General features: G+C 72.8%; 12 protein-coding genes. 11 read left to right on the forward strand and 1 reads right to left on the reverse strand.

The genetic code is table 11. The features are described 5' to 3' along the window. The first annotated feature begins 45 nt into the window (after positions 1-45). The 9 genes from ACIBI5_RS08905 to ACIBI5_RS08945 all read left to right on the forward strand — a co-directional run bounded on the left by ACIBI5_RS08905 (position 46) and on the right by ACIBI5_RS08945 (position 9,032). Positions 46-819, forward strand: a complete 774-nt coding sequence (locus tag ACIBI5_RS08905) for an IclR family transcriptional regulator (RefSeq protein ID WP_397244743.1) — start codon at positions 46-48, stop codon at positions 817-819. Then, on the forward strand, positions 816-1,760 hold the full coding sequence (locus tag ACIBI5_RS08910) for a sugar kinase (RefSeq protein WP_397244745.1): 945 nt from the start codon (positions 816-818) through the stop codon (positions 1,758-1,760). Before ACIBI5_RS08905 ends, ACIBI5_RS08910 begins: the two co-directional genes overlap by 4 nt. Positions 1,761-1,847: 87 nt before the next feature. Then, a complete protein-coding gene (locus tag ACIBI5_RS08915; RefSeq protein WP_397244747.1) occupies positions 1,848-3,437 on the forward strand; it encodes an ABC transporter substrate-binding protein in 1,590 nt (529 codons plus the stop codon). Beyond that, on the forward strand, positions 3,434-4,348 hold the full coding sequence (locus ACIBI5_RS08920; protein ID WP_397244749.1) for an ABC transporter permease: 915 nt from the start codon (positions 3,434-3,436) through the stop codon (positions 4,346-4,348). Before ACIBI5_RS08915 ends, ACIBI5_RS08920 begins: the two co-directional genes overlap by 4 nt. Further along, positions 4,345-5,172: an ABC transporter permease gene (locus tag ACIBI5_RS08925; RefSeq protein ID WP_397244751.1), complete on the forward strand. Its 828-nt coding sequence runs from the start codon at positions 4,345-4,347 to the stop codon at positions 5,170-5,172. Before ACIBI5_RS08920 ends, ACIBI5_RS08925 begins: the two co-directional genes overlap by 4 nt. Beyond that, a complete protein-coding gene (locus ACIBI5_RS08930; RefSeq protein ID WP_397244753.1) occupies positions 5,172-6,824 on the forward strand; it encodes an oligopeptide/dipeptide ABC transporter ATP-binding protein in 1,653 nt (550 codons plus the stop codon). Before ACIBI5_RS08925 ends, ACIBI5_RS08930 begins: the two co-directional genes overlap by 1 nt. Before the next feature lie 133 nt (positions 6,825-6,957). Further along, on the forward strand, positions 6,958-7,707 hold the full coding sequence (locus ACIBI5_RS08935; protein ID WP_397244755.1) for a (2Fe-2S)-binding protein: 750 nt from the start codon (positions 6,958-6,960) through the stop codon (positions 7,705-7,707). A gap of 18 nt (positions 7,708-7,725) precedes the next feature. Beyond that, positions 7,726-8,100, forward strand: coding sequence for a BlaI/MecI/CopY family transcriptional regulator (locus tag ACIBI5_RS08940; protein WP_184960283.1), 375 nt, complete (start codon positions 7,726-7,728; stop codon positions 8,098-8,100). Continuing rightward, on the forward strand, positions 8,097-9,032 hold the full coding sequence (locus ACIBI5_RS08945; RefSeq protein ID WP_397244758.1) for a M56 family metallopeptidase: 936 nt from the start codon (positions 8,097-8,099) through the stop codon (positions 9,030-9,032). Before ACIBI5_RS08940 ends, ACIBI5_RS08945 begins: the two co-directional genes overlap by 4 nt. Here the strand turns inward: ACIBI5_RS08945 and ACIBI5_RS08950 are convergent. Continuing rightward, positions 9,025-10,179, reverse strand: coding sequence for a 4-hydroxybenzoate 3-monooxygenase (locus ACIBI5_RS08950; protein ID WP_397244760.1), 1,155 nt, complete (start codon positions 10,177-10,179; stop codon positions 9,025-9,027). The two genes, ACIBI5_RS08945 and ACIBI5_RS08950, sit on opposite strands and share 8 nt — an antisense overlap. A gap of 96 nt (positions 10,180-10,275) precedes the next feature. Here ACIBI5_RS08950 and ACIBI5_RS08955 point away from each other — a divergent pair, with 96 nt between their 5' ends. Together ACIBI5_RS08955 and ACIBI5_RS08960 are read left to right on the forward strand one after the other, a co-directional pair. Beyond that, entirely contained in the window at positions 10,276-11,421 is a 1,146-nt protein-coding gene (locus ACIBI5_RS08955) for an AMP-binding protein (RefSeq protein ID WP_397244762.1), read from the forward strand. Then, a complete protein-coding gene (locus ACIBI5_RS08960) occupies positions 11,418-13,064 on the forward strand; it encodes a serine/threonine-protein kinase (RefSeq protein ID WP_397244764.1) in 1,647 nt (548 codons plus the stop codon). The genes ACIBI5_RS08955 and ACIBI5_RS08960 overlap by 4 nt, the downstream gene beginning before the upstream one ends. Positions 13,065-13,072 lie beyond the last annotated feature (8 nt).

Here is a 13,072-nt window from a genome sequence, read left to right on the forward strand (position 1 = left end):
GTTGTGCAATGCACAACGAGGTGCTGCAGAATGTGACATCAACGCATGCTTCGCCGTAATTTGGCGATCGTGCCCGACCGCAACCAGTCCGCCTCCCTGCGCCGCGCGCTCCTGGTCCTCGACCACGTGCGCGCCCACAGCGGACTGACGCTCACCCAGCTCGCCGAGGCGGTCGGCCTGTCCAAGAGCACCGTGCTACGGCTGGCCACGCCGCTCATCGAGGCCCGGCTCCTGGAACGCGACAGGAAGACCGGGGCCTACCGGCTCGGCCACGGCACGCTCCAGCTAGGCCAGGCCTACCTGGCCACCCTCGACCTGCGCGCGGTCGCCGCCGAGGAGTCGCACCGCCTGGTCGCCGAGGTGCGCGAGACCGTCCACCTGGTCGTCTACGACCCGCCCCACGTCGTCTACATCGACAAGGTCGAGAACCAGGCCACCGTCCGCATGGCCTCGCGCATCGGCAGCCGCGGACCGCTGCACTCCACGGCCGTCGGCAAGGCCATCCTCGCCTGGCAGCCAGACTCGGCCATCCCCGACGACCTGCCCGCGATGACCAAGCACACGATCACCGACCACGAACGGCTGCGCCGCGAGCTCACCCGCGTCAGGCAGCGCGGCTACGCCGTCGACGACCGCGAGAACGAACCCGAGGTGCGCTGCGTCGGCGCGCCCATCTTCAACCACACCGACACGGTCAGCGCCGCCATCTCGGTCTCCGGCCTCACCTCGCGCATCACCGCCGCGCGGGTACGGGAACTGGGCCCGATGGTGGCGGAGGCCGCCGCCCGCATCTCGAGAAAGCTGGGGTCCACACGATGACCGACCTGGTGACGTTCGGCGAGACCATGGCCCTGTTCGCCGCCAGGCGGACCGGCCCGCTGCGTTTCGCCCGCGACTTCGACCTCGGCCTGGGCGGCGCCGAGTCGAACGTGGCCATCGGCGTCAGCCGGCTCGGCCACGACGTCACCTGGGTCGGCCGGGTCGGCGACGACGAGTTCGGCGAGCTGATCGCCTCGACCCTGCGCGCCGAGCGCGTGGACGCCCGCGCGATCCCCGACCCGGACGCGCCCACCGGCCTGATGATCAAGGGCAGGCGCACCGCCGACCACATCGACGTGCGCTACTACCGCAAGGACAGCGCCGGCTCCCGCCTGTCCCCCGCCGACCTCGACCCCGCGCTCATCGCGGGCGCCCGCGTCCTGCACGTCTCCGCCATCACCCCCGCCCTCTCCCCCTCGGCCAGGGCGGCGGTGCGGCACGCCATCGACGCGGCCCGCTCGGCCGGCGTCCTCGTCTCGCTCGACGTCAACTACCGCAGGGCGTTGTGGACGCGCGAGGAGGCCGGCGCGTGGCTGCGCTCGGTGATCGCCGACGTGGACGTGGTGTTCGCGACCGAGGACGAGGCGCGGCTGATCGCCGACACCCACGATCCCGCCGATCCCGTCGCGCTGGCCAAGGCTCTGGGGCCGCGCCACGTGCTGCTCAAGTTCGGGGCGCGGGGGGCGATGGAACTGTCCGACGACCAGGTACGGCACGCGGAGCCGTACAAGGTGACCGAGGTCGACCCCGTGGGGGCGGGCGACGCCTTCGCGGCCGGCTGGCTGGCGGACTGGCTGGCCGGGGCCGACCCGGACCGGCGTCTGCGCACCGCCTGCGCCGCGGGCGCCTTCGCGGTGACCTCGCAGGGCGACTGGGAGTCGCTGCCCCGCCGCGCCGACCTCGACCTCCTCCGGCCGACGTCGGAGGGCGTCAGCCGCTGAGCGGGAAAGAAACCGGTCACTACTACTCATCATCGGATTTCCTGGCTAGAGTGCTCCCCACGACCTCGCATACCCCCCGGAGGTTCCGTGAAATACTCTGCCGTTCTCGTGTTCGCCCTGGTAGCGACGCTGGCCGCGTGCAGCGGCGCACCGGCCCAACGACCCGCCGCCCAGGCGGCCAAAACCGTGACCATCGCGATCTCCTCCGACGAGGGCACCCTCACCCCCTTCACCAACGAGAGCGGCTACCCGGGCGACAACCTGGTCAAGCTCATCTTCGACACCTTGCTGGTCCAGAAGGGCGAGGGCCTGGCGCCCTCGCTGGCCACCGCGGTCGAGACCACCGACAACAAGGTGTTCAGGCTGCCGTTGCGCACCGGCGTCACCTGGCAGGACGGCCGGCCGTTCACCGCCGCCGACGTGGTGTTCAGCGTGGAGTTCTACCGCAAGAACCTCTCCGGCGACTCCGCGATCGACGTGCGCCCGATCCGCGAGGTCAAAGCGGACGGCGACGCGGTCACGATGACGCTCGACGCCGCCGACCCCGAGTTCCCCCTGCGCATCCTGTCCGACATGGCCGTGCTCCCCGAGCACCTGTGGGAGTCGGTGACCAAGGTCAACGAGGCGGGCACCGACAAGGCGATCGGCACCGGCCCCTTCCGCCTGACCTCCTACGACAAGGAACGCGGCTACACGCTCACCGCCAACCCCGGCTACTTCGGCGGCAAGCCCAAGGTCGACACCGTCAAGGTCAACGTGATCCCGCAGGAGACCACCCAGTTCGCCGCCCTGCGCACCGGCGAGGTCGCCCTGTCGGTCAGGAACGTGCCACCGCAGCAGCGCGCCGCTCTGCAGAGCCAGCCGAACATCGGCATCGCCGAGGGCACCGAGTTCGCCTCCACGATGCTGCAGTTCAACACCACCCGCCCGCCCTTCGACCGGGCCGAGGTACGGCGGGCCCTCGCCAAGGCCGTCGACGTGCGCGACCTCGTCAAGACCGCGCTCCTCGGCCAGGGCACACCGGGCAATCCCGGCTTCGTCCACCCCGAGTCCCCGGTCGGCGGCCCGGCCCTGCCCCCGCTGTTCGACGTCGAGGCCGCCAAGCGCGAGCTCGACGCCCTGGGCGCGAAGCCGGGCCCCGGCGGCGTCAGAACCCTGGACGGCAAGCCCATGAGCTACGAGCTGCTCGTCCAGAGCACCTCCACCGACCGGCTGCGCAGCGCCGAGCTGATCCGCGACATGCTCAAGAACGTCGGCGTCGAGATCAAGGTGACCTCGCTCGACCCGGACTCGCTCGACACCAAGGTCTGGCCCGACTACGACGTCAAGAAGGGCCGCAACTACGACCTGACCATGTGGGGCTGGTCGGCGCCGGTCATGCAGACCAGCAGCCAGATCGTCTCGCTCTTCGACAGCGACCCGGAGGACGGCAACCTCAACATCGGCGGCTTCTCCGACGCCGGGGTCGACCAGGCCATCGACGAGCTGAAGGCCACGACCACGCCGGAGAAGCGGGCCGCCGCAGCGGCCGGGCTCCAGGGGAAGATCGCCGAGCAGCTCCCCTTCCTCACCCTCTACTACCGCAACGGCGCCTACGCCTACCGCAAGGACGCCTACGGCGGCTGGACCTGGCAGAACGGCCTCGGTGTCCTGCACAGCGGCTCGTTCGTCGGATGAGGCGGCTCCTGGAGTACGGCGCGGTCGTGGTGATCGCGCTGCTGCTCAACTTCCTGCTGCCGAGGGCGCTGCCGGGCGGGCCGATGAAGCTCTTCGGCAGCCCCGAGGCGCTGTCCAGGCTGACCGAGGCGGAACGCGCCCAGATCGCCCAGGAGTACGGCTTCGGCCGCCCGCTGCCCGAGCAGTTCGCCGACTACCTGACCGGCGTCTTCACCCTGGACCTCGGCACGTCCCTCTCGGACGGCCGGCCGGTGACCGAGGCCATCGGCGAGGCCCTGCCCTGGACGCTGCTGCTGGTCGGCACCAGCATCGTCATCACCTGCGTCCTGGGCGTCGCGCTCGGCGTGCTCGGCGCGCTGCGCAGGCGCAGAGGCGGCGGCGCCGGGCTGCTCGGCACCGCCATCGTGCTCGACTCGCTGCCGGCGTTCTGGCTCGGCATGCTGCTCATCGTCGTGTTCGGAGTGCGGCTGAACGTGCTGCCCACCTACGGCGCCGGCACCCTGGCGCACCTGGTGCTGCCGGTGACCACGCTGGTGGTGACCGGCCTCGGCTACTTCTTCCTCTACACCCGCTCCTCGATGCTGACCGTGCTGACCAGCGAACCGGTCCAGCACGCCCACGCGCGCGGTGTGCCGTACGGCAGGCTGGTCCGCAGGCACGCGCTGCGGCCGGCGCTGCTGCCCGTGCACACCATCGTGCTCATGGAGATCGGCTTCCTGGCCGGCGGCTCGATCGTCATCGAGACCGTCTTCGCCTACCCCGGGCTCGGGCGGCTCACGTTCGGCGCGATCTCTGCCCGCGACTACCCGCTGATGCAGGGCGCCTTCCTCGTGCTGACGCTCATGGTGGTGGCGATGAACGCGATCGCCGACGCCACCTACCCGCTGCTCGACCCGCGGGCCCGGTCATGAGGGCGCTCGGCGGGCAGGGGCGCGCCGGCCTCGCGCTGCTGGCCGCCATCACCGCCGCCGCCGTCTACGGCCTGCTCCTGCCCGATTCCGCGGGCACCGCCCGTATCGGCGAGCCGTACGCCCCGCCCGGCCCCGGGCTGCCGCTGGGCGCCGACGACCTCGGCCGCAGCCTCCTCGACCAGTTGCTCGTCGGCGCGGCCACCTCGCTCGGCCTCGGCTTCCTGGTGGCGCTCGTGGTCACCGCGCTGGCCGCGGTCATCGGCGGCGCCGCCGCCATCGGGCCCAGATGGCTGTCCTCGCTGATCATGCGCTCGATCGACGTGATGCTCATCCTGCCGGAGCTGATCCTGTTCATCCTGGCCGCCGCCTTCCTCGGGCAGTCGTTCGGGATCAGGGTGGCCATCCTGGTCGTGCTCATGTGGCCGGTTCCGGCCCGGGTGCTGCGTGCCGGGATGCTGACCGCATGGTCGCGCGGCCACCTGGAGGTCGCGCGGGCGATGGGCGCGCCACGCTGGTGGCTGCTGCTGCGGCACGGCTCCTACCTGATCGGGCCGCTGCTCATCCCGGTGTTCGTCCGCGCCGCCATGCGGGCGATCCTCTACGACGCCACGCTGTCCTTCCTCGGCCTCGGCGACCCCACCGCGCCGAGCTGGGGCACCACCCTGTACTGGGTGCAGGTCAACGGCGTCTTCCTGTCCGAGGCGTGGGTGTGGTGGGCGCTGCCGCCAGGCCTGGCCATCACGCTGAGCGTGCTGGCGCTGGCGCTGATCGGCACCGCGGTCGAAGAACGGCTCAACCCGGCGTTGAAGGAGGTGCCCGCCTGATGCTCTCCATCACCGGGATGTCGGTCCACTACGACGGGCTGCCCGCGGTCGACCGGGTCAGCCTGGACGTCGGCGACGGCGAGATCGTGGCGCTCGTGGGTGAGAGCGGCTGCGGCAAGACCTCGCTGGCCAGGGCGCTGCTCGGGCTGCTGCCCGGCTCGGCGGAGGTGACCGGCTCCGCGATGCTCGGGGAGGACGACCTCGCCCGCCGTACCGACTGGGCGGGGGTGCGCGGGCGGAGGATCGCGATCGTGCCCCAGGGCGCGATGACCGGGCTCAGCCCGGTCCACAAGGTCGGCGCGCAGATCGAGGAGATGCTCGCCCTGCACGGGGGCCGCGCGCGGCCGGGCGAGCTGCTCGACCGCGTCGGGCTCGGCGCCGAACATCTCACCTGCCACCCGCACGAGCTGTCCGGCGGGCAGCGGCAGCGGGTGGCGATCGCGCTGGCGCTGGCCGGCGAGCCGTCGCTGCTGGTCGCCGACGAGCCCACCACCGGGCTCGACGCGATCGTGCAACGCCAGGTGCTCGCGCTGCTGTCCTCGCTCGGCATCGGCATGCTGATCGTCTCGCACGACTTGGCCGCGCTGGCCCCGCACGCCGACCGGGTGGCGGTCATGTACGCGGGCCGCCTGGCCGAGGTCCGTCCCAAGGGCGCGCCGCCACGCCACCCCTACACGCTCGGCCTGCTGACGGCCACCCCCGCCACCGACCGCTCGATCCCCTGGGGCAGCGTGCCCGGTTCCGCGCCCCCGCTCGGCCAGGCTCAGGCGGGCTGCCGGTTCGCGCCGCGCTGCCCGCTCGCGCTCGACGCCTGCCACGACGTGGACCCGCCGCTCGTGGACGGCCTCGCCTGCCACCACCCCGGCGCGCCCGTCTATCCCGTCGTGCCGCGTTCCACCCCCTCAGCCGGTACGGCCGCCGCCACCCTCACCGGCATCCGCCACGTCTACCGGCGCCGCGGCGTCCAGGCGCTCAAGGGCGTGGACCTGGAGGTGCGGGCCGGCGAGATCGTCGGCCTGGTCGGAGAGAGCGGCTCGGGCAAGTCCACGCTGGCCAGGATCGCCCTCGGCCTGATCAAGCCCACGGCGGGCCGGGTGTGGGTGGACGGCGAGGAGCTGACCGGCCGGCGCGGCAAGGCGCTGCGGCTCCTGCAGCGGCGCATCGGCTTCGTGCACCAGGACCCCTACGACTCCCTGCACCCGGGCATGCGGGTGGGCGCCCTGGTCGCCGAGCCCCTCGTGGTCTCGGGCACGCCGGGCGACCGGGAGGAGAAGGTGCTGGCCGCGCTGGAGGCGTCCGGGCTGCCGTGCGATCGGGAGTTCCTGCGCCGCTTCCCCGGCCAGCTCTCCGGCGGCCAGCGCCAGCGCGTCTCCATCGCCCGCGCGCTGGCCGGCGAGCCCGTGCTGCTCATCGCCGACGAGGCCACCTCGATGCTCGACGTCTCGACCAGGGCCGGGATCGCGACGACGCTGCGCTCCCTGGCCTCGGGACGCGGCCTCGCCGTCGTCTTCGTCACGCACGACCTGGGCGAGGCCGTCCAGGCGTGCGACAGGATCGTCGTGCTGCGCTCCGGCGAGATCGTCGAGCACGGCCCGGCGGCGGACCTGGCCGCCGCACCCACCCACCCCTACACGCAGGAGCTGCTGAATTGACGTCCTCCCCGGCCTGGATGGCACCTTCCCACCCATGTGACCACCGCCGACGAACCCGGGAGACCACCGTGTCCGACCGTTCCGGCTCGCCTCCCCGACCCGGGGGACGGGATCTCCAGACGGTGGGTGTGCGGTGAGAGACGTGTTCGCCCGCCTGGCCTCCTTCGGGGACAGGTACCGGCTGGAGACCGGGCTGACCGGAGCCGGCTGGCTGGCCTGCGACCGCCTCCTCGATCCCGGCTCCGACGAACTCGGGCAGGTCCTGGAGGCCGAGCGGACGGCCAGCGGGCAGGTGTCGGAGCACGCGACAGCGCTGACCGTCATGGCCGTCTACTCCGGCACCGTCACCGCCTCCGCGCTACTGGCCTGGGCCCTGGAGGACGTGCTGGTGGACATGCGCCCGCCGAACGTGGCGATCCGCCTGTCGCCGCACCACGGCTTCGAGGCGGTGGCGCTGCGCGAGCCGGAGGTGCGCCCGGGATCGCTGGACACACTCGTCTCATGGGTGCTGAACGAGCACCTGCTGCCCTTGGCCCAGGCCATGCGGACACGGACCAGGGCCGGGCTGCGCCAGCTCAACGGCGGCGTGGCGCACGGCTGCGCCGCCGCCTTCTGCATCGCCAGCCGCCTCGGGGCCGACGTGGACGTCCTGCACGCCGCCTACCGGCGTTTCCTCGCCGCGGCGCCGGTGCTGGACCCCCTCGGCGAGGTGGTACGGCTGCGCGAGGGCGAACGCGAAGGCCTGTTCTACCTCCGCCGCACCTGCTGTCTCTACTACACCTCGGCCGAGGCGGTGAAATGCTCAAGCTGCTGTCTGGACAGCGTCGAGGACCGGCTGGCCGCCTACCGCAGGGTCCTGGCGGCCGGGGTCGTGCCCCACTGAACTCGGTAGCATGAGCGCATGAAGCGCGGCCTGGGAGAACTCGAGTCCACGATCATGGACAGGATGTGGGCCTACCACAAGCCCGCATCGGTGCGTGACGTGCTCGAAGACCTCCGCAAGGACAGGGAGATCGCCTACACCACGGTGATGACGGTGATGGACAAGCTTCACACCAAGGGCCTGCTCAAGCGCAAGCCGGTCGGCCGCGCCTACGTGTACGAGCCGGTCGCCTCCAAGGAGGCCTACACCGCCGAGCTGATGCGCGACTCCCTGGCCGCGAGCGGCAACCAGGCGGCGACGCTGGTGCACTTCCTGGAGCGGCTGACCCCCGAGGAGGCCACCGCGCTGGAGGCGGCGCTGCAGGTCTTCCCGCCCGGAGGCCGCAAGCAGTGATCGTCCCGCTCTTCCTCGCTCTCTACGCGGTCGTGGCCGCCGTGCTGCTGCCGCGCCTGCTCGGCCGGGCGTCGTGGACGTCCAGGGCGCCCCGGCTGGCGATCGGCATGTGGCAGGCGGCCGGCTTCTCCGCCGTCGCCGCCGCGCTGCTGGCCGCGATCTCCCTCGCGGTGCCCACCGACCTGATCGGCCACGGCCTGGCCCGCTTCTTCGAGGCCTGCACGGAACTGCCCGACCTCTCGCTGACCGGGGTGCGCGCCGGGCTGGCCGGCGCCGCCCTCATCGTGGCCAGGCTCGCCTACTCGGTGGCCGACGTGGTGCTGCGCACCCGCCGCGAACGCCGCCGCCATGCCGAGATGCTCACCCTGCTCGGCCGGCCCGACGGCGACCTCGGCGCGGTCGTGGTCGAGCACGCCGAGCGCGTCGCCTACTGCCTGCCCGGCCGCCGCGCCCAGACCGTCATCACCACCGGCGCCCTGGAGTCGCTGACCTCCGACCAGGTGGCCGCCGTCCTCGCCCACGAGCACGCCCACCTGCGCGGGCGCCACCATCTCGTGCTGGCCGGGGCCGAGATCCTCACCCGGGCCTTCCCTCGGGTGCCGCTGTTCGAGCGAGCGCGGGCGGAGCTGGCCAGGCTGGTCGAGCTGCTGGCCGACGACATGGCGGCCAGGCGGCACCACCGCATCCACATCGCCGCCGCGCTGGTGGGCCTGGCGACCGGCCGCGTGCCCGCCTTCGCGCTGGCCGCCGGCGGCGAGACGGCCCTGACCAGAGTGCGCCGCATGCTCCACCCGCACGAGCCGCTCGAACGCCGTGAGCGCCTGTCCGGGCTGCTGACGGTCGCCGGGCTGCTGGCGGGCCCCGCCGCGCTGGTGGCCGTGCCCGGCCTGACCTCCTTCCTGGCCCACCACTGCCACGGGCTGTTCAGCTGAGTCCCACGTAGTTCTCGGCCAGCGTGGTCGCGGCGGCCATCGATGAGGTCACGTAGTCCAGGTAGGACAGCTGCAGGCGGCGGGCGTAGGCGTCCTCGTCGTCGAAGGTGTGCAGCAGCGTCGTCATCCACCAGGAGAAGTGCTGCGCCCGCCACACGCGCCGCAGGCACGCCGCCGAGTAGCCGTCGAGCAGCCCGGCGGAGCCGGTGGCGAAGTAGGCGGCCAGCGCCTCGGTGAGGGCGTTGACGTCGGCCACGGCCAGGTTGAGTCCCTTGGCGCCGGTGGGCGGGACGATGTGGGCGGAGTCGCCGGCCAGGTACAGCCGGCCGTACTGCATGGGCTCGGCGACGAAGCCGCGCATGGGCGTGACGCCCTTCTCGATGATCTCGCCCGTCTCCAGCGTGAAGCCGGGGACCGTCTCCAGGCGGGCCTTCAGCTCGGCCCAGACGCGCTCGTCCGGCCAGTCTGCGAGATCCGCGTCGGGCGGCACCTGGAGGTAGAAGCGGCTGACCTCGGGCGAGCGCATGCTGTGCAGGGCGAAGCCGCGCTCGTTCCTGGCGTAGATCAGCTCTTCGGCCGACGGGCGTACCCGGGCCAGCACGCCGAGCCAGGCGAAGGGGTACTCGCGCTCGAACACCGTCAGCACGCCCTCCGGGATCGACGGCCTGGACACCCCGTGGAAGCCGTCGCAGCCGGCGATCACCTCGCAGTCGAGCCGGTCGCCGCCGAACGTCACGTACGGCGCGCCCGTCAGGTCGTGGAGTTCCACGTCGTCCACCTCGAAGCGCAGGTCGCCGCCCGCTTCGAGCCTGGCCGCGATCAGGTCCTTGACCACCTCCTGCTGGCCGTAGACGGTGATGCGCCGGCCGGGGACCAGCTTCTCGAAGGGGATGCGGTGGGCGGCGCCGCCGTACCTCAGCTCGATGCCCTCGTGCGGCAGGCCCTCGCGCAGCAGGCGCTCGCCCACCCCGGCCGCGACCAGCGTGTCGACCGTGCCCTGCTCCAGGACCCCGGCACGGACGCGGCGCTCGACGTACTCGCGCGAGCGGCGCTCCAGCACCACCGAGGAGATGCCGCGCAGGTGGAGCAGATGGGACAACAACAGCCCGGCGGGGCCCGCGCCGATGATCCCTACTTGAGTACGCATGAGGCACATCATCTCCGGCGGGGCGCGTATTTTGACAAGGACAGGGCGGCTGGGCGGTGCTTTCGTGAGGTCCGGCCGACCTCCTGGAGTCCCGACATGTACACACCCGTCCACGAGCTCGTCGCCGCTCACGCCCTGGCGGGGCCGGACCGGGTCGCGGTCGCCTGTGACGGCGCCGCGCTCACCTACGGCGAGCTGAACAGCCGGGCGCAGCGCCTGGCCAGGCGGCTGATCGCGCGGGGCGTGCGGCCGGAGACGCCGGTCGGGGTGCTGCTGGACCGGTCGGCGGAGTTCGTGCTGGCCGCGCTGGCGGTGCTCAAGGCGGCGGGCGCGTACGTGCCCTGCGGGCTGATGTCCACGGATCTGGCGATCACCGCGCGGACGCTGGACGGGGACGGGGACGGGACGCCGGGACCGCTGCCGACCGTCCGGCCCGGCAACCTGGCCTGCGTGCTGGCGCCGCGGGTGTCGGTCCCGCACGCGGGGATCACGCGGCTCGTGCACGATCCGGCGTACGTCAGCCTGAACGCCGGGGAGAGCGTCCTGCACGCCTCGCCGGTCACCCGCGACACGGCCGCCTTCGAGATCTGGGGCGCGCTGGCCAACGGCGCCCGGCTGGTCGTCGCGCCGCCGGGGCGTACGTCGCCGGACGAGCTGGGCGCGCTGCTGCGCGAGGAGCGGGTGACCACGGCGTTCCTGTCCACGTGGTCGTTCCACCGGATGGTCGAGGAGCGCCTGCCCGACCTGGCAGGGCTGCGCCAAGTGCTGACCCGCGGCGGCGTGCTCTCGCCCGCGCACGCGCGAGCGTTCGTGCGCGCCCACCCGCGATCGGCCCTGATCAACCTGTACGGCGCCGCCGAGATGACCGCCTTCGTCACCAGCCACCTGGTCTCGCAGGGCGCCGCCGCGACCATCCTGATCGGCCGGCCGATCGACGGCACCCGCGTCCGCGTACTCGACGAGGACCTGAACCCGGCCACGACCGGCCACCTGTACGCCGGCGGCCCCGGCCTGGCCCGCGGCTACCACGGCGACCCGGCCCTGACCGCCACCCGCTTCGTCCCCGACCCCCGCGGCGGCGGCGAGCGCCTCTTCGCCACCGGCGCCCTGGTCAGAGTGCTGTCCGGCGGCGCGATCGAACTTCTCGGCCACGCCGGAAGGTCTCCGCACGGCACCGGTGATCCCGGTGGGCGAAGTCACCGCGCGCGACGACCGCCACGGGCTCTAAGCTTTGGCGCGTGACCCCCGGACAAAAGGTGATCGACGGTCGTTTCGAGCTGCTTGACCGGCTCGGCAGCGGCGGCATGGGCACGGTCTGGCGTGCCCGCGACCTGGCGCTCCATCGAGAAGTCGCGCTCAAGGAGGTCCGTCCGCACGGCCCGCTGGACGACGACCCCGGCCGCGCCCGGATGATGCGCGACAGGATCCTGCTGGAAGCACGCGCGCTGGCCAGGCTCCACCACCCGAACGTGGTCACCATCCACCACATCGTGGACACCCCGGAGACGCCGCACCCGTGGATCGTCATGGAGCTGGTGCCCGGCCGCTCGCTCCAGGACCGCATCGCCAAGGAGCTCATGCCGCCGGCCGAGGCCGCCATGCTGGGCCGCGGGATCCTGGCCGCGCTGCGCGCCGCGCACTCCGCCGGCATCCTGCACCGCGACGTCAAGCCCGCCAACGTGCTGCTGCGCACCGACGGCAGCCCGGTCCTGACCGACTTCGGCATCGCCGCCCTGTACGACTCGCCCGGCCTGACGGCCACGGGTGAGCTGGTGGGCTCGCCCGAATACATCGCGCCGGAGCGGCTGCGCGGGCAGGAGGGCAACCCGGCCTCCGACCTGTGGTCGCTCGGCATGCTGCTGTACGTGGCCGTCGAGGGCACCCACCCGATGCGCCGCGACACCCCGCTGGCGACACTCGCCGCCGTCCTGGACGGCCGGGTCCCGCCGCCGCGCCGGTCCGGCCCGCTGACCCCGGTGCTCACCGCCCTGCTCAACCCGGATCCGGCCACGCGCCCCGACCCGGCCCGCCTCGACGCGATGCTCGCCGACGCCGCCATGGCCCCGCCCATGTACACGACGCCGCCGCCCGCCTACGCCCCGCCCCAGCACGCCCCGCCCCAGCAGCACGTCCCGCCCCAGCCCGGCTACCCGCCGCCGCAGCAGCCCGTCTACGGCCTGCCCACCGGCCCGAACGTGCACGGGTGGGCCACCCAGTCCACCCGGCGCCGGCGCGGCTCGGGACCGCTCGTGGCCGGAGCGGTCGTCCTGGCGGCGCTCGCGGTGGCGGGCGTCATCCTGGTCCCCCAGTGGCTGGCCCCCGGCCCGTCGGACGATCCCACCCGGCCGAACACCGCGGCGAGCGGCAGACCGTCCGCCTCCGCCAAGGTCGGCGACGACGACGATCCCCCGGTCACCGAGGCGCCCGTCCCCGACACCAGCCCCCTGCTCACCCCCGGCCGCATCCGGCAGGTGATCGCCGCCATGGAGAAGGCCTCGGGCAGCAAGGTGTTCAGCGACTTCTCGGTGCACGAGCAGTTCGCCTCGGCCAAGGCGCCGGTCCGCGGGAAGAAGTCCCTCTACGACACCTGGGACTACCGCGACGGCGAGGTCAACAAGGGCTCGGGCGGCACCATGTCCAGCCTCGACAAGACCGTCCAGCTCAGCTCGCTCAACTGGGAGGCGCTGCCGTCCCTGTTCAAGACGGCGGAGAAGCGGCTCGGCATCGACAAGCCGACCTCCCGTTACGTGATCGTCCAGCCGGGCTGGCCGTTCAACGGCCCGCCCAAGCCGGCGATCCTCGTCTACCTCAGCGACGACTACGGGGGCGCGTACCTGGCCGCCGACGCCAAGGGCAAGATCATTCGGATGTACAAGCGGGATTGATCCGCCGG

The organism is Nonomuraea sp. NPDC050540, assembly GCF_044457485.1.
Classification (GTDB): domain Bacteria; phylum Actinomycetota; class Actinomycetes; order Streptosporangiales; family Streptosporangiaceae; genus Nonomuraea.